Origin of the sequence: Natronoglycomyces albus (genome assembly GCF_016925535.1) — a bacterium.
Classification (GTDB): Bacteria; Actinomycetota; Actinomycetes; order Mycobacteriales; family Micromonosporaceae; genus Natronoglycomyces; species Natronoglycomyces albus.
This window is the reverse complement of record NZ_CP070496.1, coordinates 769101-790123: the sequence shown is the minus strand read 5'-3', so window position 1 is coordinate 790123 and position 21023 is coordinate 769101. Positions and strand designations below refer to the sequence as shown.

The window sequence follows — 21023 nt, the reverse complement described above, 5'->3', positions numbered from 1 at the left end:
CCTACCGAATAACTAGGATTAGTACTCAGCGTAAGCCCTGGGTCACTTTTGACAATGTCGCCATTCTGACTCATCAGCGGCCAAACCCGGTTTCCAACTTCGCGCAATATCGCCTTTGTGACGAGGACGTCAGCGGGCTCACCGGAGCTAGCCGCCCCAGATTTCACTGTCCGCAGCCGAGTTTGCGGGCGGCTCATTCACGCCGCGACCGAAAACCGACATAGCCGCGCGGCGCAACTGGGGCCTCACGCTCGATTCAGGTCCTCCCCTGCCTTGGAGGCGGGATAACGCGCATAGACATCCCTTCGGTACGCCCGTGCCCGCTGGGCACGGACCCGTGGGTGAGATGTGCCAGGCGCGGCTAACTCGACCTCCTCGCTGTGGGTCAAACCTGAAGCGAGTTCTTAGATACACATTTCAACACCGCGCGCGCAGGGACCCCCCAAAGCCGGGCAGGCCGTCCTACACAGTGAAACGCACCTCCACTACCGCAGCGTTGGGCCAGTTCAGGCCACCGACGAGGGGCGTTGATGCCGGCGGCAGGGACCCGGACACGTCTCAGCCCCGGCCAGGAGCTCTAGGCCGGGGCTGAGACGCCTAATGGAACGGTCAGCGGATCATTCGGACGAGGGCTTCTCCCTACGCCGAGGCTGATTCGACGAACGAGTTCAGCGCGGCGGTCATCTGCGGCAAGTAGCCTTGCGATTGGCCGCTCGCGTTGGGGTGGAAGGACTCCTTCACAATCGGGAACCGCAGGCCATGGATGTAGGTCGGGCGGTCGCACACCACGTGACCGTCGAACGTGGGGCGCACGTCGATAAAGGTAAATCCGTGGTTCGCGGCAACTCCAGCGATCACATCGTTGAGCAGGTCCGCGGCATTATTGAGTGCCATTTGCTCCGCGTATGACAGGTCGACCAGCCAGCTGCAACGGTCTCCGTTGAACAGGCGCGGGTAACCGGTGATGCCTACTTGGGCGTTGGGCGCGGCGGCGCGAATCTCTCCGTAGAGAGCATCGAGCTCTCCGGGCAGGACGTTTTGCACGTACCATTCGGCCTCGGCGATGTCATCCCAGCACGGACCCGTAAACGGGGTGCCGCAGCTGATCAGCACGTCGACCCAGCCAGTGTCATTGCCACCGATGCCCATGGTCACCAAGTCGGTGTCTGGGGAAAGCGCACCCATTTGGTTATTGCGGACATCGGGAATCCTGGCTCCTGAACAGGCCTGGAAGTTGAGGTTCGCTCCGATCTGGTTGGCGTAGAGGCGGGGGTGGGCGTTGTTCGACCGCAGGCATCCGAAGTCGAAGTAGCTTCCGGCTCCGGCTCCGGAGGTGTAGGAGTCGCCGAGGGCTACGTAGTTGATGTGGGCAGTTTCTTGGGCAAAGGCACCGCTGGGCGTCAGGGCCAGGAGGAGGCCGGTGGCCGCTGAGACCACTGTGGCTCCGAGGGCGCGGGCGCGGAGGCGTTGCCAGAAGCTACGAGGGCGGTCCGGGGAGGTGTGGACTGAGCTCATATTCACTCCATTGTGGGGGGATAAATGTGTAATTGTTCCGGGAGTGAACTCCGATACGCTGCGGGGTGGGCAATTCCGTATCGGAATTCATCAATACCCTAACCCGTCGGTAACATAGATCACAAGCCCTGTGCGGCAACGGATATCGGATTAATCGAGCGAGCAAATTTCGACGCATGAATAATCATTCGCCTTCGCAATCAATTTACTTTTCCGTGCCACCGCAAGATCATGCCGCCACCGTGACACCGGCGCACACCCCTCTCACTGAGAGCACTCTCATGATCACTTCACTATCCATATTGGCTGCACAAGCGTATTGCACGTGCCTATGTAGCCAGTACGGCACCAATTCCTTCCACTCCAACGAACTCATTTTCCATCGGCAATGCCGACTCCGGCGACACACAGATATGCCCGCCGCCTCTTCCGCTAACCATCGCGCCGCAAAGCGTGATGAACGGAAAACACAGCGGGCCAACGACTTAGGCGAAATATGGACCTTTTCTTGGTGAATCGCCAACTCGCAAGGGGAAAAACTCTTACAGGTAAACGAGCCGACGAGAACGCCGAAAGTACCTTTCGCATAAGCCTCATGGCTATACGAGTGAAGCGTCGTCCTCGATGTGGCCAAACTGAGCCATCGCCTCTTGCAGAGCCGGTAGGTAACCGTACGTCTGGCCATTCCAGTTGGGATGGAACGACTCGATGAGCAGTGGCGCGGTCAGACCGTGCAGATATTCGACGTCATCGCACACCGCGTGCCCATCGAAGTTGTCGCGCACATCCGCGAAGGTGAAGCCGTGTTCAGCGGCGACCCCGGCGATGACGTCATTGAGCAAGTCCGCCGCGTCGTTGAGCAGCTCCTGATCATCCGGGGCAATGTTGACCAGGCACTGACATTGGGTCCCATTGAACAGCCGCGGATAGCCGGTGATGACCACCTCCGCGTTTGGGGCATTGTCTCGAACGGCCGCATAGAGCGCGTCGAGCTCGCCGGGCAACTCGTTGACCACGTACTCCTCGGCCTGGGCAATCTGCGAATGACAGGTGGGAGACCACGGCAGGGCACACACCAGCAAGACGCCGACCCAGCCAGTGTCGTTTCCACCGATCCCCATGCTCACCAGGTCGGTCTCTGGCGAGAGGGCTCCCAATTGCTTGTTGTGGACATCGGGGATTGTCGCTCCCCCACAGGCTTGGAAGTCCAGCTCAGCGCCGATTGACTCGGCGTAGACGAAGGGGTGGGCATGCTCAGAGCGAAAGCACAGCAGGTCGTCGAAGAGGTACCCACCAGCTCCGACTCCCGAGGAATACGAGTCGCCCAGGGCCACGTACTGAATTGGTTCGGCCTGCTCTTGAGCCAGGGCCGCGGTCGGGGTGAAGGTGAGGAGAAGGGCGGTCATCGCGGCAGAGGCGATGGTGCCGATGAGTGTTGAGCGTCGGGTGCGCGGCCGGGCAGGCCGCTCGGAGAGGGATGGGCGCATATGTCACTCCATTGTGGGAATTCATGTGCAGTTGTCGTCCACGACAGCCGATCGCAGGCATCGACACATCGAGACATTAGAAATTTTCATTACCCTAACTGGTGAGTAACATCCCCACAACCCCAACGAAAAAAATAGATACCCTTCCGCCTGATAGCAACCTCATTTTTATTCATGTTCTTCAATGGATATAGAGTTTTCCCATCGGCACATGATCGGATATCCGACAGGTGGCGGTTCATCCCCGGGTCGGCAACCCCAATGCCCTCAGAGGCAAAGACACTCGACCCAAGCCCGATGTTCATTCGCCCCGACGGACAGCCACATCAACCCACAGCCCCGGCAGCGATAAGGCAGGCGCACTCAGCCTGGCCGCTGAACAGGTGGGCCCCTCCGCAAGGAGGGTGCGTTTTCGGTGCCAGACAAGGCTGTAGGTGCGAACCCACCCCTAGACGGCGTGGACCCGCACCTACAGAATCATCCGCGCCCAGAAACGCGACTAGCGACAGTTAACCCACGAGCATCGATCGCATCGCGGAAAAGTACCCCAAGTTCTGACCCCGAGCATTGGGGTGGAATGACTCCTTGACGATGGGAGCCCGCAGACCATGGATATAGCTCGGGTCATCGCATACGACATGGCCCTCAAAGTTGCTTCGCACATCCACAAACGAGAACCCGGCCCTGCTTGCCGCACCCGCGACGACCGCATTGAGCAGATCGGCCGCGTCATTGAGCGCCATCTGTTCCCCATAGGTCAGATCAACCAGCCAGCTGCAATTATCCCCGTTGAACAGACGCGGATAGCCGGTGACGGCGATCGTGGTATTGGGGGCCGCCGCACGAATATCGCTGTACAGAGAGTTCAGCCGTCCGGGCAGAATGTTACGCACATAGTGTTCCGCTGCGGCGATGTCATCCCAACACTCCCCGGTGAAGGCAGTGCCGCAGGCGATCAAAACATCGACCCAGCCGGTGTCGTTACCACCGATGCCGATGGTCACGATGTCGGTCTCGGGGCTTAGAGCGCCCAGTTGGTTATTGCGCACATCTGGGATCGTCGCCCCACTGCACGCCTGGAAATCCAAGTCCGCACCGATACGGTTGGCCCACAACACCGAATGGGCATTGTTCGAGCGCAGGCAGTCCGGGCCGTCGTAGCTTCCGGCACCGGCACCGGCACCGGAGGTGTAGGAGTCGCCCAGGGCGACGTACCGCACGCTCTGGGCTGAGACCTCTTCGGCGTGGGCCCCGGCGGGGTTGAGAGCCAAAACCAGGCCAGCCGTAGCGGCGACGACGGTTGCCCCGCGCGCTGGCGCAAGCGCTGCCAGCGACCCATAGGAGGCCGAGTGCCCGAGTGGTAAGTCTTGCTCATTGATTACTCCAGGTGGGATATAGCTCCAAGGGCATGAAGAAACCGCAGCCGCGACGGAAGGAATCCGGTCTGACAAGTCATTCCAGCCCTGGAGTGGAAGGTTCGCGCCACGGCAACACGGCACATCCGCGTCCGCAATAGCCAGACCGAGCATGAAGTCGTCAATAGTGGATCAACGCACGAAACCCAGCGCTAGAACACCGAACACACCGCATGGAGGAAGCCGGGCGCGAAACCAGCGGTCGTGAGGGGTGTGCGGTTCGCCGGGAATTTTCAGGAGGGCCCGGCGAACCGACGTTCACTAGCAGGGGTGTATTCGGGTGAATCGAATCAGGGCAGCAGGGGGAGGTAACCCTGTGAATGGCCCAAGGTGTTGGGGTGGAAGGACTCCCCCAACGGCCAGGACAGGCCGTTGAGGTACTCGGGGTCGTCACATACGGCGTGCCCAGTGAAAGCCCCAGTCACGTCAATGAACCCGAACCCAGCGCCAGCGGCGGCGCTGGCGATTACGGAGTTCAGCAGGTCGGCCGCGTCGTTGAGCGCCATCTGTTCCTCATAGGACAGGTCAACCAGCCAATTGCAGCGCTCGCCGTTGAACAGGCGCGGATAGCCGGTCACATAGACGTTGGCATTGGGTGCGGCGGTGTTGATGTCGGCATAGAGGCCATTGAGCTCAGCAGGCAGCTCTTCTTGAATGTAGCGCTCGGCTTGGGCGATGTCGTCCCAGCAAGGACCGGAAAAGGGGGTGCCGCAGCTGATCAAGACATCGACCCAGCCGGTGTCGTTGCCGCCAACGCTGATGGTGATCAGGTCGGTGTCGGGGCCTAGCGCCGCGAGTTGACTGTTACGCACGTTGGGAATTCGAGCCCCGGCACACGCCTGGAAATCCAAGTTGGCGCCAATGTGGTTGGCGTACAAGTAGGGGTGAGCGTGGGTGGAGCGTTCGCAGCCGGAACCGTCGTCTATGTAGGCACGGGTGCCGGTGCCGGATGCGTAGGAGTCGCCCAGCGCGACGTAGTTGGTCTCTTGCGCCAGAGCGGCGGCTGGGGTGAAGGCGAGGAGTAGGCCGATGAATGCCGTGATCACACTGGCATTGCGCAACTGTCGCCAGATCTTTTTCGAAGGGCTGGGCCGGGAGGTTATATGAGGAGGATTCATATGGGCTTCTCCGTATGGGGTATCTCAGTAGTTATAGATGTTGAGTTATACCTGCTGAATACCGATATCGATGGCTTCCTATATCGGAGTTTCTCGATATGCTAACCAGGCAGTAATCTACGCCACAACCCTCTTCACGCAAATCATCCGATGTTTTTCGATGCGCAACCCCTCTAGCGCTTTCCTTGCGCACCAAGCACTGTGACCCCAATCCAGCCGCGTTGACACCATTACCCTGAGTGGATATTTCAGGCCATAGTGGAGCAAATTAGCAAGTTGGGAAACCAATCCGAATAAAGATGGAGGCCTCCGCCGTAGCACCCGGCCCCACCGCACTCAGCCCCCCTGTCGCGCCAGGCCAGCACACATGACAACGGGGTCCGCAACGCTGAAAGCGTCGCGGACCCCGTGACGGGACTGTGTGCGGCCGTGACCGCACTATGGAGTTAAAGGGAATCGATCCCGACGTACCTAGTCGGCGAGAACGGCCTTCAAGAAGTCCTGCGTCCGCGCTTCTTGCGGGTCGGAGAACATCTGGTCGGGCCCGCCCTCTTCGACGATGACACCCCGGTCGAACATCATGACGCGGTTGGAAACGTCACGAGCAAAGCTCATCTCGTGGGTCACCAACAGCATGGTGATCGACGTGGAGTTGGCGATATCGCGAAGAACCGCCAACACGTCAGCGACCAGCTCCGGGTCAAGCGCCGAGGTGACCTCGTCGAGCAACAGGATGTCCGGAGACATCGCCAACGCCCGGGCAATCGCCACACGCTGCTGTTGTCCACCGGAGAGCTGGCTGGGGTAATTGTCGAGCTTGTCCGACAGACCCACCAGTTCCAGTAGGGACTTAGCCTTCTCAGCCGCCTCGTCCCTTGACAGTCCGAGTGCGTGCACCGGACCTTCGGTCACGTTGCGCAGCACCTTCATGTTGGGAAAGAGGTTGAACTGCTGGAAGACCATGCCGACCTTCTTGCGCACCTGGCGGAGGTAGCGTTCCTTGGCCGGGACCAGCTTGTCTCCCTTGGGCATGTGGGAGAACGGCTTGCCTTCGACGTAGATGACGCCGCCGTCGGACTTCGGGTCACGCTGCGGGGTGACGTGTTCCAGCGTCATGAGTAGACGCAGGATGGTGGTCTTTCCCGATCCAGAAGGTCCGATGAGGGTGACGCGCTCGCCGGGATCGACGTCGAAGCTCAGTTGGTTGAGCACCGTCAAATCACCGAACTGCTTTACCACCCGGTCAAACTTAATGATCGGTTCTTGGTTATCCGTGTGCTCTTGCAAGGCGATTCTCCAGTTTACGCATCGATACTGCAAGCGGGTAGCTGATGGCCAGGAACAGCAGGCCAGCGAGGGTGTACCCCTCCACATGTCCGGCGAAGGACAGGCCCGTGTAGCGCTGAATTTGGGCGATCATCTCGAAGACGCCAATCGCGAACAGGATCGGGACTTCCTTGAACATGGCGATCATGTAATTACCCAGCGCTGGGGTACAGCGGCGCATCATCTGCGGTATGAGGATGTCGATCCAGGCGCGCGATTTCGGCAGCGAGATGGCGGTGATCGCCTCCCACTGACCCTTGGGGATGCCGTCGATTCCCGCCCGGTACGCCTCTGAGCAGTAGCAGGCGTAGTGCACACCAAGCACGATCGCGCCGGTGACGAAGGGCGTCATGAACCCCTCGATCAGCTCTATACGAGACACGAAGATGTAGACGAATAGTGCCTGCACCAGCAGGGGCGTGTTCCGGATGAATTCGGTGAACCAGAACAGGGGCACGGTGACGGGTTTGGGCGCGCTACGAATGGTGATCGCGATGACCAGGCCCAGGCTCAGGGCGATGATGCCTGCCCAGAACGTCAGTTGCAAAATGACGACGAAGCCTTCCCACACCAGTGGGAGGAGGTCGGATATACGTTGACTGTCCATTTAGTTGACCACTCCCGCTCCGGCGGTGGCGGTGTTCTTCGTGGCCACCGGCGCCCGGCCGATATTGCGCTTGGCACGATGTTCCAACTGCCGCATTCCCGCGGCCAGCAGCCAGGCCAGGATGAAGTAGATGACCAAGATGATGCCGTATTGGAACAGCAGGTCTTGTCCGGGGCGCGCGCCCACGGTATTGGCTCGGGCCGTGAGGTCGACGATGCCGATCATCGACACCAGGGAGGTCGACTTCAGCAGGTGGACCGCTTGAGTCGACATGGGCGGGATCATCTCCGGCCAAGCTTGCGGGATGATGACCAGCCGCATCCGCTGCCAGTAGCTGAGGTTAATGGCAGTACTGGCCTCGTACTGGCCAGATGGCACTGCGGCTATCGCACCACGGACGACTTCGGAAGCGTAGGCACCGAAGTTCAGCGATAGGGCGAGGACACCGGAGAGGATGAGCCAGTCAAAGGAGAATCCCAGTAGCACTGGCATGGCAAAGGCGATCCAGAACAGCTGGACCACCAGTGAAGTACCACGAAAGAATTCCACAATGGTGCGCCCGACAAAGCGCACTGACAGGAAACGGGAGCCGGTCGCCAGACCCAGGACGAAAGCCAGGATGAGCGACCCGAAGAGGCTGAGCACGGTGACGAGGAGGGTCACTCCCAACGGTTCAAGATACGTTGGGAGTGCCTCGATCGTGCGAAAGAGGAGATCCATGCGAAGGTCCTACTGGTAGGAATCTCCACAGATGTTCTCTGCGGTGATGTCCGGGTCAGGGATGTTGTCTTCGTTGAATCCGTATTCCCCCACCAGGCTCAGCCACAGGTCCCGATCTTCCAAGGTCTCGTGCAGAATTTCGTTGACCGCGTCGCGGAAGTTGTTCGCTCCGTCGGGGAAGACGACGGCACCGGCCCCGATGATGTCGTTTCCGTCGGCGTCGGTGGGCCAGAACGGCTCGACAGTGTCGAGGTCGTCGTCGGCCTCGGCTTCGAGACGCAGGTTGATGTCGGTCAAAGCGACCGCGTCGATACGTCCGGCCTTGAGCTCACGCACCAGGGCGGAGAGGTTCGGGTGAACGTCATATTGGCTGTCGTCTAGCTCCAGGTCCTGTTCGACGTTGGCGTGTTCGGTGGTGCCGTTCATGACGCCGACGACGAGGTCATCGCGGTCGATGAAGCTATTGATGTTCTCCAGGTTCTCGGGGTTTCCCGCCGGAACCAGAAGGGTATCGGGCATAACGTAGTCCGGGTCGGCAAAGAGCGCCGCTTCGCAGCGGTCCGCGTTGACGTACATGCCAGCGATGACCATGTCGTGGTTGCTGCCGAGGCCGGGAATCAGCGAGTCCCACTCGGTTTGCACCCAATCGATTTGGTCTTCTTCAATGCCGAGCTCACCGAGCAAGTAGGTGTGCATGGCTACAGATTGACCGACGACGTTACCGTCGCTGTCGGTGTAGGCAAAGGGCTCTTCGTCGGCGTAGGCCACGCGGAGGGTTCCACCATCCTGGGCTTCCTCCAGAAGAGTTTCTGCGTCTGCGGTGGCAGAACAGGCGCTTAGTGTCAACCCCAGTGCAGCCGCGCATGAAGCAGCGGTGGTGCGCATGAGGTTTCGCCGGTTCCAGATCGTGCGCTTAGTCACGTTCATTCCTCCAGAAATATTGCGTATGCTGCCCGACATTACCGACCGCTACCCAGAGTGTCGAGCGTATGCGCGTCTTGATTTGATAACAAATAAGAAAACCGCTGCTCTACGGGGTGATAAAACTCCAGAATAGAGGGTCAGCCATAGTCCACTTTGGATTGAATAGATTGATAATTATCTATATCTACGCAAATGGAACGCGATACCCCTCCTGACCTGGCATCCCATCACCCAATCACTCTTCAGTATAGGACTACAGAGGGTTATCAAACCTGATCTTCGGGCGATATCCCCAATCGGCCCACCAGCCATCGATATCTTTGGGTCCGACTCTTCCGGTTAGTGCCGTTTTCAGAGTAGTATGAGCGCACACCTCGATTGGGAGACTTATTCAACAGCGCTCCTGCCAACACGCAGGAGCAAAAGCCTGTTCACCCGGGCCGACCGATAAGTCTCAAGGAGATGGGATTCCGCGCGCTATCTCGGTCAGGAATCTTGTAGCAAGGGTATGGCTGAGGGCGTTGGCAATCTGGCAGCCAACGCCCTCAGCTTGTGTCACGGGCCGCCCTCGCCGCCCGCTCGTTATCGTTTATTGATGCCGCTCTTCGCGCCACAATGTTCCATAGCGATCAGAAGTGGTCTCTCTTGGCGATGCCTCGCCAGGCCCACCCGGCGCATTGGTTCACGCGGCGCTTCGGGCCAATGTTGGCCCTAGTAGATGGGCAAAGAAGGATCTACCTGCTTGATCCAAGCGACCACGCCGCCTTGCACGTGGACCGCGTTGGACAGGCCCGCGGCCTTCGCCGCGGCCAGCGCCTCAGCCGAGCGGATGCCCGCCTTGCAGTAGAAGACGGCCTGTTTGTCGGTGGGGAGGTCCTTCAGCGCCGCTCCCGAGATGATGTCGCCCTTGGGAATGAGGCGGGCACCGGGGATGCGCACGATGTCCCATTCGGCCGGTTCGCGGACGTCGATGATGTCGATGTCGCGGCCTTCCTTCACCCAGTCACTGAGTTCGGAGGCGGTAATGGTCGACTCTCTGATGGCGTCGGCAGCTTCTTCGCTCACGGTTCCGCAAAAATCCTCATAGTCGATGAGTTCGGTGACGGTCGGGTTGTCACCGCACAAGGCGCAATTCGGGTCTTTGCGCACCTTGATCTTACGGTATTCCATTTCCAAACCGTCGTAAACCATGAGCGAGCCCACCAGCGGCTCCCCAATGCCGGTGATGACTTTGATGGCCTCGTTGACCTGAATGGAGCCGATCGAGGCGCACAGGACGCCCAGCACTCCACCCTCGGCGCAGGAGGGGACCATTCCCGGCGGCGGGGGTTCGGGGTACAGGCAGCGGTAGCACGGGCCCTGGTCGGCCCAGAAGACCGAGGCCTGCCCCTCGAAACGGAAGATCGAGCCCCACACGTAGGGCTTGTTGAGCAAGACCGCCGCGTCATTGACCATGTAGCGGGTGGCGAAGTTGTCGGTGCCGTCGATGATGAGGTCATAGTCGGCAAAGATCTCAAAGACGTTGTCGTTGGTCAGCGCCGTCTCATGGATCTGCACGTTCACATAGGGGTTGATCTCGCTGATGGTGGCGGCGGCCGAGACAACCTTGGGCTTGCCCACGTCGGAGGCGCCGTGGATGATCTGGCGCTGGAGGTTCGAATCGTCGACGATGTCGAAGTCGACCAAGCCGAGGGTGCCCACACCGGCGGCGGCGAGGTACATGAGGGCAGGTGAGCCCAGGCCCCCGGCTCCGACCACGAGCACGCGAGCGTTCTTGAGGCGTTTTTGGCCATCCATTCCCACGTCGGGGATGATGAGGTGGCGTGAATAGCGGCGGACCTCGTCGACGGACAGTTCTGCGGCTGGTTCTACAAGCGGCGGGAGACTCATACTCGTCATAATGCCGCACAGGCCGCGATTCATTCCCGATCGAACCGGCCATCCCACGATGTGGATAGATGGTGGCAGCCGCTGGCTTCTCAACCGCCTGGCAGTGGCGTTACCGCAGGTCGAAGATGAGATAAGTCACCGTGCTCCAGTGTTCACCAGCCACACGGACACGTCTCCTCAATCGTCGTAGTCGTCCTCTGGGAGGGCCGGGCCGCCATACTCGCCCACCGGCCCGTCGATGAACTCGCCATCCAGGTAGGGCCAGCCGTTACCGGTACACCCGGCAAGTTGGAAAGTCTGTTGCGCCATCACCGGGGACGGTTCGCCCTCGGCGGGGCACACGACGTGGCCGTGGCCGAGCCGGTGACCCACCTCGTGGTTAATCACGTAATACCGGTACTCCTCCAAGGTGGAGTCCCAGTGTTCGACGCCCTCGATCCACCGCGCGGAATTGATGACAACGTTGTCTCCGTTGCGGCACGAGACCGTCAGATTGGCCGACCCGCACAATTCCTGCCGCTTCTTTGGGCTGGCCAGGTAAAGGGTGAAGTCGGCATCACCATTTTCACCCACCTGTTCAAAACGCCAATCGCCCGCGATCCACGAACGCTCATCGTCGAGGGTTTCCTTGACCATGGCGTCGAAATCAGCCGTCTCGATGCCCAGGCCCTCCTCAACGGCGACATTGAAACGCAACAACGTGCCAGAATCTCCCCAAATCTCGCCGTCACGTCCAGGCGCGTAGTCCCACGTCCCGGTTCCCGACCGCAGCAGGCGAATAGGTTCTTCCATCTGCTCAGGTTCGATCTCCTGCGGGTCGATGGCGGCATGGTCGGATTCGGGCGCGGTAGACGAGGAGTCTTGCGTCGTCTCAAATCCGCAGCCGAGAGCCAACGTAAGTGAGCCCAGGGCAGCGACGAGCATCGTGGAGGTTGATAGTCGCCTGGTCACAGTCATCGTCAGTAGCCTATTCCTGTCAGGGGTGTACCGAGGTCGCCCGGGATGGCAGAGGTGTCGAGTCAGAGGTTTTGGGAGCCTCCCGGTGGTTAACTCGGCCAAAGGGCGACGAGGTTGCATCGCCAGCGCCGTTTCCTTCATTATCGCGTACTTGGGTCGCCTCTGGATCCACCCGCGCCGAGCCCGCCTCCGATTCTTCGATGTTGGGCAACGGCGTGGCGACCACATGGGCGGTATTGTCATGGATCTCGTCAAGGAGATGCACCATCGCGCGGGCAACCGCCTGTGGGTATTCCATCATGGCCACATGTGCGCAGCGGTTGAAGATGATCAGACGCGAGTCTGGGATCACTTGGGCGACGTTAGGGGCCAACCGCACATCCAGGATGCGGTCCTGTTTGCCCCAGATGACCAACGTTGGGCATGTGATGCGTCCGGCCAGTTTTCGCAGCGAGGATTCCGAGGGCAGCATCGACTGCGCGAATGACCCCAGCAGACCGCGGAAGGTCTGGATATAGGCGCTGGTGTTCCACGGCAATGACAGCCGCCGCCGTGCCTCTTCGATTGATTCTTGCCGGCGTTGGGGATGGACGCGGTCCGGCTCGGCCCAGCAGCCCTGGTAGATCGCGTCGACGACCTCTTCGGGTGTGCGTTGGGCCAGCGCGCGTTCGGTCAAGTGTTCCAGGCCAGGGACCGCCATGAGCGGCACGAACTTTGCCTGTCGGGAGCGGCGAGGATTGCGAAACGGTAGGGCTGGAGAGACCAGGGTGAGGCTGCGTACCAGGCCGGGGCGGGTGGCCGCCAAGTGGGAGGCGACAGCGCCGCCCAGTGAGCAGCCTGCCAGATGGACTGGCCCCCGCCCTGACTGCACGATCCAAGAGGCGACGATGCGGGACAGCCGAGGGATGGTGACGGGCTGGGCGGCCGGTGGGGAATGGCCGAAACCTGGTAGGTCGAGCGCCTGCACCTCCAGGTGGTCGGACATGGCGTCGGCCAAGTCGGTCCAGTTTTGCGCCGAACCTCCTAGGCCGTGCAGGAAGACGGCAGGCTCGGCGTCGGGATGGGTGGCAGGAGTACTACGGACGAAAATCCGCTGCTCCCCCACCGTGTGTTCGGTCCCCGGCCACGGCGGATGGGGCCAGTCCGGGTGTCTGACTCGATCTGGATCAGACAAACGCGCCCTTTTCATGCATTTATTATGCCATTTACCAGACGAAGTTACTGGCGGGTTTCGATGGCCGGATCTCAGCGGCCGCCACCCGAGCCCTACCTCAAAGCGCCTAGCCCAGGCAAGGGACCATGCGCCCGCGAAAACGCCGGTCACGCCCCTACTGATGAATCATCCAAGGGTGGATGCCTGTAGGGCGGACCGGCGCAAGCGGCTAGATCTGGACGCTGAGGGCGCTCAAGGTGGCCGCCACGATGGATTGGCGGCGTTCACTGGTGACCACGGCTGCCCCCGCCCGGCGGTGGATAGCATTACCCGCCATCGTCAACACCACCACCAGCGCGACCTTGACCGGGCCGGCGGACTCGATGTTGACATGCTCAATCTCGTAGCGTGCGTCCTCTCCCAGATAGGGACGGACGGCCTCCAGCGCGGCGGCGGCGGTCGCGCGGTGAACATGCCAGTCGATCGCCGGTGACACGGCTACGCCGACAGTGTCGGTGTCGTCGCACGAGAGCGTGACGGTGACCTGTGTTTCCAGATCAGAGGTCGAAGCGTTGAGCTGTTTGAGAACAAAGCGACCGGGCAAAGGCTCCGTGTGGATCTGCTTGAAGACGTCCCCATCGGGGTGGTCAACCGCGCCCTCGGCCGCATCAGGAGTGGCCACGGGAGCCACCGCCTGCGTCGCGGACTTTTCCGCTGCCGGGTCTACCTGAGGTTCGGGCCCTTCGGGCCGGGATCGTTCGCGGCGGCCGCGTATGGCGACACTGTTAGGCGGGGCCTGGTTGTCGACTACCCGGTTCTGGGCCTCCTCGGCCTCAGCGCTACCGGTGTCGGCGGCCTCGCCCGTAGCGTTGCGGTTGTGGGCCGCTTCCCGTTCCGCGGCGCGTTCGGCGATAGAGCGGCGGCGTCGGCCGCCTTGGTATTCGGGCCGCTGCCGGTCGGCATCCCCGGCTCGCCCCTGCGAGCCCTGCTGGTCCTCGCCCATCGGGCTGTGCGAGTCGGCGGTAAAACCGGCGTGCTCCTCGCCTCGGCGTGGCGGCCGCTCCCGCTGAAGTCCTCCGCGCGAAGCTGGCGCAGGGGCGGCAGCCCCCTGTTCGAGCTGTTCCTCCTGCTCGACCGGTGGCTGATCCGGTTCCGGCGCGCTATCGGGCGGATTGGGCTGGGACGGGGCCAGCTCGGGCCCAGCCGGTGCGGCATCGGGCCCCGCCGCCCGGTTGCCGGGAGCGCTGGGGGCGGCAGGAGTCGTCGGCTCGACCGACTCGGGGCTCGTTAGCTGCTGCGTGAGCACCTCCTCCACGGCCGAACGCAAGTTCATCTCATTGGCGGTCGGATCGATTTCCAGGCGAAGCTGACCTAGCCCTTCGGAGTCCTCACCCAACTCGGCGATCTCAACTCCGGGAATGGACTCCAAGGCCGGGATCAACAACGACTGGTTCGGGGCCAAGTCGAACTTGGACAGGTTGATCGTGCGCACCGCCGGTGGCGTCGTCTCGCCGATCGCGTGCGGAGTCTGCGCGCGCTGGGGCGGCTCATCGTGCGGATAGTCATGGTCGCGAGCCGAACCAGGCTGCGAAACCTGAGCGGGAGCCGACGGCGGCTCGGAGATCTGATTGGAGGATCGAGAACGATTGCGGACAGGTGGATTACCAGGTGAAGCGGACATCGGTGGGTGGGCGGTGCCTTCCATCTCCGGAGCTGCATGGGCGGGAGTGTCGGGGGGTGGGGTGGCTTGGGACGGCTGTGGCATCTGACCGGGCCGCGTCGTGCCCGGTGCGATGACGCCGGGGGCAGGGGTGGTGTCCTCACTGGGAGACACAGGGGCGAAAGTAGAGCGGGCGCTCGGCGGCTGCGTCGGCCCCATGGGAGGCTGCCCCGGGTGCGCGCCCGGAGGCTGCCTCGGATGTGGCGACTGGCCTGGAGCGCCGGGAATACCGAAGCTCATCCCAGGTGCCTGGCCATTGCTCGGGTCAGCCGTATCCCGCGCATCCTGCCCGGCCGCTGCCTGCTGCGCTGGCCGGGAGTGAGAGCGAGGACTGAAAGGATTCAACGGCGCGCCGGGAATCGAGGCGTCCTCAGGGTCGGCCCGACGCGGGTGCCGAGTCGCGGGAGCCCCCGGATGCGTCTGCGCCACCTCGACGGGAGGATATTCCATCGTGTCGTCTTCGTCGTCGGGAAGACGATGCGGCCCCACGGGCAGACCGCCAGCGTCCTCGGCCGCATAGCGGCGACGGCGGGCGCGCGGATCGAAACGGTAGCTCTCCGAACCTGCCTGCTGCGGAATATCGGGGTGAATCTCCGGCTGCGAAATACCAGGACCCGACGAGGAGTAGCCCGCGTGCTCCGGTGGAGAGTCCGGATGCCTGGGAAACGCACCGGAGGCGTCCCTGGTGCGGTTGACCCGGCGCTCGTGGCCAGAAGGGTCTTCCCCCTCGTGCCTCGGTCCGTCGGATCGGTTCTGGTCGTACACGAGACAAACTCCTCAGATGCCCGGTGGGGATGTACCGTAATTGTCTCAACTTTAACGGTAACGCCCCACACGAGTCATCCGCTGCGGCCGGGCCTGCGATACTCAAAGGGGAGGTTTTAACGATGGTTACTGGATCGGAAGGTCGCACTGTGCGTCTGCCGCGCTCTCAGCGGCGCGGACAACTCTTGAGCGCCGCGCAGGAAGTATTCGTCTCGCGGGGATACCATGCCACGTCGATGGACGACATCGCCGATCGTGCCGGGGTCAGTAAGCCCGTCTTGTACCAGCACTTCCCGTCCAAGCTGGAGCTATACCTGGCACTGCTGGATCAACACGCCGATAATCTAGTACACAACGTACGCGCGGCCATGGATAAGTCCCCCGAAAACAAACAACGCGTCCGCCTGGCCATGCAAGCCTATTTCGACTTTGTGGACGCGCAGGGAGACGCCTTCCGCCTTATCTTCGAGTCCGACCAGCGCAACGACCCGGCGGTGGCCGACCGGATGGACCGCATGGAACACGAATGTGTCGTGGCGTTGGCGGAGACCATCATGGCCGACACCGGCGTCGACAAGGCACGGGCCGAACTGCTGGCGACCGGTTTGGCGGGAGCGGCCGAAGTCGCGGCCCGTAAATGGGTCGCCTCGGGCTGTGTGGTGCCCAAGGACGAGGCGGTGGCTCTGGTCAGCACACTGGCGTGGAGAGGTATCTCGCATTTTCCGCTGGACGAGGACCAGGAATCAAACCCATAACGAGGCTTCTGGCACGGTGCACAGCACAGATGCGGCACCTGCCGAGGTCATCCAAGGGCCGTCCACCATCGTGGATAGCTCGAGGCCGCTCAAGGAATCTTGTGCGCGAGCCTCAGTCGTCACCAGCGCGCTAAGCTGGTCAAGCAGCACGTCAAGCGTCAGAAGGAGGGCCCGTGGAGGTCAAGATCGGTGTCCAGCACGCCCCGCGCGAGCTGGTCGTGGAGAGTGAACTTTCTCCGGAGGAACTTGCCAAGCAAGTTGAAGAGGCCGTCAAGTCCGAAACTGTGCTTCAGTTGACGGACAAGAAGGGCTCCAGCGTGATGGTTCCCACCGGCGCATTGGCCTATGTCGAGGTCTCGGGCAAGACAACGCGCCCGGTTGGGTTCACCGTAGACGAGTAAGGAGACCGTCGCGGTCAACCCGCGACGTCTCCATCCAAAAGCGCATCCTCGCCGTGGCGAGGATGCGCTTTGTCGTAGGCGGGTCACGACCCCCTCGGGTGCGGCCTCACACCGAGCAGCTGAGGAACGGACTCCAAAGCGCTGGTGGCGAGACGAATGCCCTACCTCATCGTCACGAACGGGGCCGTGCCTTGGAGTGGCTCCCCCTGGTCGGTGTTGATCTGTTCGAGGTTTTGCGAGTGCACCCGATAGAGGTTTCCACCAATGACGACCACGGTTGGCTCGCCACGAGACTGCAATCGGTCACGCGGGTCGGCCGGAGCCGAGGCGATGTCGTTGGCCCGGGGGAATGAGGAAGTGCCCGACTGGGTCTCCATTTGCGCGTTGTCGATCGAGACCTCAAAGAGCCATTCGACAGAGCTTGCGGACTCACCGATCACCATGAGCGAATACTCGCGGCTCCACACCACATTCTGCACCCCGGTCAGGTTCAATCCGATCCGGCGCGGCTCCCCAATCTGGTGGTTGCCGTCCGCGTCGCGGGCCAACGTGGCCACGAAGGCCCGATCCCCCGCCACGAACGCGATCCGGTGCCCATCGGGAGCCACCACTAGGCCAGTCAATTCTTCACTGGTGGCCAGCGGAAGTTCCTGCATCGACGCCTCGTCGCGACCCAACTCGATGTGGACCACCGCGCCATCGGCCAACACCAACAGGGTGCGGCTCGACAGCCAAGCCACGTCCTCGAAGCCGCTGAGGTCAAGGTCAACCGCGCTGAAGGAATCGGTGTCTGATCCGGTGTAGAGGTTGCGGCCGTTGTCGCCGATGACCGCGACGCGCCCATCAGCGCCCACCGACACCTGGGTGATGCCACCAATGTCCATGTTGGCCCACGGTTCGACGTTGCTCAGGCGGTGGCTGCGTTCGCGGCTGAGGTCTAGTTGCCATACCTCATCGTCGCGGACGGCGTAACTGGTGCGGCCAGCGTCGCCGTCGGCGGGGATGGAGTTCCAGTGGTCCCAGGTGGCTTTTTGGGAATTGACGCGCACGGTGCCGTCGATGGAGAGTTCCAGTTCGGCGTTGTGGGTCATGTTGAGGGTCCAGGCGATCTGCGCGGCCATGAACTCCGCTGTCTCGACGTCCCAGTCGCCCGAGGCCGAGGCTTCGAGTTCAACCGCGACATTGTCACCTGGCAGATCGGTGTCGAGGTTTTGCAGGGTCGCGCCGGAGGGGATGGCGGTGCGGGTGGATTGGCGGGACCAATCGCTGGGTCCGGCTAGGAGCCACTCAAGTCGGGTGAGGTGGTCGCGTTGTTCGGGAAGGTTGCTGTAGATCCATCGCAAGTCGGGTACGAGGAGCCTTTCGTTTCCCGGGCCGAGGAAATACAGGGGCGCGGCCCGGTAGTTACGGCGGAATTCAAAGTAGGTGAGGGCGACCTGGCTGGGCGCGTCGGTGATGGTCCAGGGTTCGGTCAGGGACGAGCGAGACAGCGCGAAGGTCTCCTCATAGTCGCCGGGGGTGCTCATCATGCGCACCTGCCCATCGAGGAGGTATGTGCCCAACACGTCGCCGGTGACAACGGCTTCACCGGAAAGCAAATCGTCGTCCTGGGTGACGTCGACATCGTCGATCTCGACCAGCCGGAGCCCTTCGGAAAGTTCGGAGTAGGGAAGGTTGAGGTCACCGGTGAAGACGTGGAGGCGTTCGTCGCGGCTGCCGGAGTCTCCAGCGGAGGCGCGCAGGAAGTAGCGGACCGTCTCGGCGATGTCGTCGGTGGGCTGGTACTCCTCGTCGGTGCGGTCGTTGCCTGAACCGACCCCGGTTGGAGCGGGTTCGACCGCTTGGGCCCCGGACCCGGTGGGAATACCGCACGAGGTCAGGAGGGGCAGCATCGCGGTCACTAGCGCGATGGCGGCCAAAGCGCGGCCATTGGTCCAGTGCGAGGATTTACGCATGGGGCGCTCCCTCCTTCAAGGTGAGTGCCAGCGGTGAGGTAACGACTCGGTTGCCCGCGTGCAGAGGCAAGGTGAGCAAGAATAGCGAACCACCGCCGGGGGTGCCAGTGGCTTGCAAGGTCCCACGGTGCAGTTTCGCGTCTTCAAGGCTGATGGCAAGCCCGAGGCCGGTGCCGCCAGTTTGGCGAGCACGGGAGGGGTCGGCTCTCCAGAATCGATCGAAGACCCGCTCGGCCTCTGGTTCGCTCAGGCCCACTCCCCAGTCACGCACGGCCACGGCCACGGCGGTCTCGGAGGCTTTGACGCGCACCTCGACCGGTTGTCCTTCGGCGTGTTCGATGGCGTTGCCGATCAGGTTACGCACGATGCGTTGGAAACGGCGCACATCCACTTCGGCGACGATGCGGCGTTGGTCGGAGTGGACGGTAACAGTCACCCCGCAGCTTTCGGCCAGGCTGTCGAACCCCTCGGCGATGTCTTCGACGATGGGCACGAGGTTGACCGCTTCAGTCTCCAGATTCGCGAATCCGGAGTCGAAGCGGGAGATTTCCAGGAGCTCGCCCAGGAGGTCCTCAAAGCGTTGCAGCTCTTTTTCCAACAGTTCGATGGAGCGGCGCGATGATTCTCCGAAGTCCTCGCGGTACTCATACAGCAGGTCGGCTGCCATCCGAATGGTGGTCAGCGGGGTGCGCAATTCGTGGGAGACATCGGAGGTGAAGCGCCGCTGCCGCATCGACATCTCTTCGAGCTTGTTGATTTGGGTCTGCAAGTTGGCGGCCATGAGGTTGAACGAGTTAGCCAGGCGTGCCAGGTCATCGGAGCCGCGCACGTCCATACGTTCGTGCAGTAGCCCGGCGGCGAGGCGCTGCGCGGTGCGGGCCGCTTCGCGCACGGGTGTGACGACAAGTCGGGTGACCAGCGCGGCGATGACGCCTAGCAGCAGCACGAGCGCTACGCCGGCCAGGATCAGGTTGGTACGCAGAAGGGAGACGGCGTCTTGGACACTGTCGAGCGGATATAGATAGTAAAGGTGGTAGTCAACGCCGAGATCGACTTCGGTGCCGACGATCAAGTAGGGGGCTTCGCCCTCACCATAGAAGTCATAGGTGGCGTACTGGGTGGCAAGCCAACCGTCCTCGACGTGTTGGCGGATCTCCACGGGCAGGACGAACTCTGACATCTGAGTCGGACGCTGGACTTTCTGCTGATCGTCAGCGGTGTGCAGCATGATGAGAGGTCCAGCCGCCGAGGAGCTTTCCAGTCCCCCGATGACCCGGTTCATGGCCGATTCGAGGTTTCCATCGGCGGTGGAGGTGTAGTCGGACAGTTCTTCGCCCACGGCGGTGGAGGCTTCGCGCACCTCGTGGATGGCCGATTCATAGCGTTCTCCGATGAGCCCGGAGGTAACCGAACCGGCGACGACGAATCCAAAGGTCAGCACCAGCACGCCCGAAGCGACCAAGGTCGCCGAGACCACGCGCAATTGCAGCGAGGAACGAAAGGCGACGACGACGGGGGTGGCAGCTCGGCGCAGCGTTGAGGCGAGCCGGTGCTTCAGCTTCATTTACCCGAGCCCGGCTTTGTAACCCACTCCCCGCACCGTCTGGATGAGCTGCGGACGCTCAGGGTCGGGTTCGATCTTGGCGCGGAGGCGCTGCACGTGGACGTTCACCAACCGTGTGTCGGCTGAATGGCGGTAACCCCACACTTGTTCCAACAGAACTTGGCGGGTGAACACCTGGCGTGGTTTGCGCGCCAGCGCGACCAGGAGGTCAAATTCCAGCGGCGTCAGCTTCACTTCCGCGCCGTTGAGAGTGACTTGGTGGGCGGGCACGTCGATGGTGACTTGCAGCCCGGGCTTACCAATTTGGAGCCGTTCGGGCGTGACGTCGTCTCCTCGACGCAGCCGAGCCCGGACGCGAGCGACGAGTTCTTTGGGTTTGAAGGGCTTGACGATGTAGTCGTCGGCCCCGGATTCGAGGCCGAGCACCACGTCAACGGTGTCGGACTTCGCGGTGAGCATGACGATGGGGACGCCGGACTCGGAGCGAATCGCCTTGGCGACGTCCAGCCCGCTCATGCCCGGAAGCATCAAGTCGAGCAGCACGATGTCTGGGCGGTGCTCCTTGAAGGCAGCCAGGGCACGTTCTCCATCGGACACAAAGGAGGGAGTGAAACCTTCGGTGCGGAGGATGATGCCCAACATTTCGGCCAAGGCCGGGTCGTCATCGACGACTAGTACGCGTGCTCTCATACATCCAATATTTCATCATTGATTACAGCGTGCGCGCCTGCCACGCTCCACCGGTACTGAG

Annotated in this window: 17 protein-coding genes; 2 read left to right on the top strand and 15 right to left on the bottom strand. The window is 61.9% G+C overall.

Translation table 11 applies throughout. From position 1 onward, the window contains the following. Positions 1-639: 639 nt before the first annotated feature. The 12 genes from JQS30_RS03305 to JQS30_RS03250 all read right to left on the bottom strand — a co-directional run bounded on the left by JQS30_RS03305 (position 640) and on the right by JQS30_RS03250 (position 15597). Complete coding sequence (locus tag JQS30_RS03305) at positions 640-1515, bottom strand: SGNH/GDSL hydrolase family protein (RefSeq protein WP_213171977.1); 876 nt, start codon at positions 1513-1515, stop codon at positions 640-642. A 599-nt stretch (positions 1516-2114) separates the two neighbouring features. Next, a complete protein-coding gene (locus tag JQS30_RS03300) occupies positions 2115-3002 on the bottom strand; it encodes an SGNH/GDSL hydrolase family protein (protein ID WP_213171976.1) in 888 nt (295 codons plus the stop codon). Positions 3003-3511: 509 nt separating this feature from the next. Beyond that, the gene (locus JQS30_RS03295) at positions 3512-4531 is read right to left on the bottom strand and encodes an SGNH/GDSL hydrolase family protein (RefSeq protein WP_213171975.1); all 1020 of its coding nucleotides are present in this window, start codon (positions 4529-4531) and stop codon (positions 3512-3514) included. Positions 4532-4707: 176 nt separating this feature from the next. Beyond that, entirely contained in the window at positions 4708-5535 is an 828-nt protein-coding gene (locus tag JQS30_RS03290; protein WP_213171974.1) for an SGNH/GDSL hydrolase family protein, read from the bottom strand. Between the two features lie 471 nt (positions 5536-6006). After that, positions 6007-6822 carry an ectoine/hydroxyectoine ABC transporter ATP-binding protein EhuA gene (ehuA, locus tag JQS30_RS03285; protein ID WP_343076149.1) on the bottom strand — a complete coding sequence of 272 codons (816 nt, stop codon included), beginning with the start codon at positions 6820-6822 and terminating at the stop codon, positions 6007-6009. Beyond that, entirely contained in the window at positions 6803-7468 is a 666-nt protein-coding gene (locus JQS30_RS03280; protein ID WP_213171973.1) for an amino acid ABC transporter permease, read from the bottom strand. The genes ehuA and JQS30_RS03280 overlap by 20 nt, the downstream gene beginning before the upstream one ends. Continuing rightward, entirely contained in the window at positions 7469-8188 is a 720-nt protein-coding gene (locus JQS30_RS03275; RefSeq protein ID WP_213171972.1) for an amino acid ABC transporter permease, read from the bottom strand. A gap of 9 nt (positions 8189-8197) precedes the next feature. Then, positions 8198-9109, bottom strand: coding sequence for a transporter substrate-binding domain-containing protein (locus JQS30_RS03270; RefSeq protein ID WP_213171971.1), 912 nt, complete (start codon positions 9107-9109; stop codon positions 8198-8200). Between the two features lie 714 nt (positions 9110-9823). Further along, positions 9824-11002, bottom strand: coding sequence for an adenylyltransferase/sulfurtransferase MoeZ (moeZ, locus tag JQS30_RS03265; RefSeq protein WP_213171970.1), 1179 nt, complete (start codon positions 11000-11002; stop codon positions 9824-9826). A gap of 177 nt (positions 11003-11179) precedes the next feature. Beyond that, complete coding sequence (locus tag JQS30_RS03260) at positions 11180-11959, bottom strand: DUF3152 domain-containing protein (protein ID WP_213171969.1); 780 nt, start codon at positions 11957-11959, stop codon at positions 11180-11182. A 19-nt stretch (positions 11960-11978) separates the two neighbouring features. Continuing rightward, positions 11979-13148: an alpha/beta fold hydrolase gene (locus JQS30_RS03255; RefSeq protein ID WP_213171968.1), complete on the bottom strand. Its 1170-nt coding sequence runs from the start codon at positions 13146-13148 to the stop codon at positions 11979-11981. A gap of 193 nt (positions 13149-13341) precedes the next feature. Beyond that, positions 13342-15597, bottom strand: coding sequence for a hypothetical protein (locus JQS30_RS03250; RefSeq protein ID WP_213171967.1), 2256 nt, complete (start codon positions 15595-15597; stop codon positions 13342-13344). Positions 15598-15719: 122 nt separating this feature from the next. Between JQS30_RS03250 and JQS30_RS03245 the strand changes: the two genes are divergently transcribed. Next, positions 15720-16352 (top strand): TetR/AcrR family transcriptional regulator, encoded by a 633-nt coding sequence (locus JQS30_RS03245; protein ID WP_213171966.1) that lies wholly within the window; start codon positions 15720-15722, stop codon positions 16350-16352. A 173-nt stretch (positions 16353-16525) separates the two neighbouring features. Then, positions 16526-16753, top strand: coding sequence for a DUF3107 domain-containing protein (locus JQS30_RS03240; protein ID WP_213171965.1), 228 nt, complete (start codon positions 16526-16528; stop codon positions 16751-16753). 161 nt (positions 16754-16914) lie between these two features. Here JQS30_RS03240 and JQS30_RS03235 read toward each other — a convergent pair whose 3' ends face one another. Genes JQS30_RS03235 through mtrA form a run of 3 tightly spaced genes read right to left on the bottom strand, consistent with a single transcriptional unit; the run spans position 16915 to position 20962 of the window. Next, positions 16915-18708, bottom strand: a complete 1794-nt coding sequence (locus JQS30_RS03235) for an LpqB family beta-propeller domain-containing protein (protein WP_213171964.1) — start codon at positions 18706-18708, stop codon at positions 16915-16917. Further along, a complete protein-coding gene (gene mtrB, locus JQS30_RS03230; protein WP_213171963.1) occupies positions 18701-20272 on the bottom strand; it encodes an MtrAB system histidine kinase MtrB in 1572 nt (523 codons plus the stop codon). The genes JQS30_RS03235 and mtrB overlap by 8 nt, the downstream gene beginning before the upstream one ends. Beyond that, positions 20273-20962, bottom strand: coding sequence for an MtrAB system response regulator MtrA (mtrA, locus tag JQS30_RS03225; protein ID WP_213171962.1), 690 nt, complete (start codon positions 20960-20962; stop codon positions 20273-20275). Between the last annotated feature and the right edge of the window lie 61 nt (positions 20963-21023).

Coding starts and splice junctions, on each gene's coding strand:
- JQS30_RS03295 (WP_213171975.1), bottom strand. CDS start 4,531: ATGCTCGGTCTGGCTATTGCGGACGCGGATGTGCCGTGTTGCCGTGGC.
- JQS30_RS03275 (WP_213171972.1), bottom strand. CDS start 8,188: ATGGATCTCCTCTTTCGCACGATCGAGGCACTCCCAACGTATCTTGAA.
- mtrB (WP_213171963.1), bottom strand. CDS start 20,272: ATGAAGCTGAAGCACCGGCTCGCCTCAACGCTGCGCCGAGCTGCCACC.
- JQS30_RS03245 (WP_213171966.1), top strand. CDS start 15,720: ATGGTTACTGGATCGGAAGGTCGCACTGTGCGTCTGCCGCGCTCTCAG.
- JQS30_RS03305 (WP_213171977.1), bottom strand. CDS start 1,515: ATGAGCTCAGTCCACACCTCCCCGGACCGCCCTCGTAGCTTCTGGCAA.
- JQS30_RS03300 (WP_213171976.1), bottom strand. CDS start 3,002: ATGCGCCCATCCCTCTCCGAGCGGCCTGCCCGGCCGCGCACCCGACGC.
- mtrA (WP_213171962.1), bottom strand. CDS start 20,962: ATGAGAGCACGCGTACTAGTCGTCGATGACGACCCGGCCTTGGCCGAA.
- JQS30_RS03280 (WP_213171973.1), bottom strand. CDS start 7,468: ATGGACAGTCAACGTATATCCGACCTCCTCCCACTGGTGTGGGAAGGC.
- JQS30_RS03260 (WP_213171969.1), bottom strand. CDS start 11,959: ATGACTGTGACCAGGCGACTATCAACCTCCACGATGCTCGTCGCTGCC.
- moeZ (WP_213171970.1), bottom strand. CDS start 11,002: ATGAGTCTCCCGCCGCTTGTAGAACCAGCCGCAGAACTGTCCGTCGAC.
- JQS30_RS03235 (WP_213171964.1), bottom strand. CDS start 18,708: ATGCGTAAATCCTCGCACTGGACCAATGGCCGCGCTTTGGCCGCCATC.
- JQS30_RS03255 (WP_213171968.1), bottom strand. CDS start 13,148: ATGAAAAGGGCGCGTTTGTCTGATCCAGATCGAGTCAGACACCCGGAC.
- JQS30_RS03290 (WP_213171974.1), bottom strand. CDS start 5,535: ATGAATCCTCCTCATATAACCTCCCGGCCCAGCCCTTCGAAAAAGATC.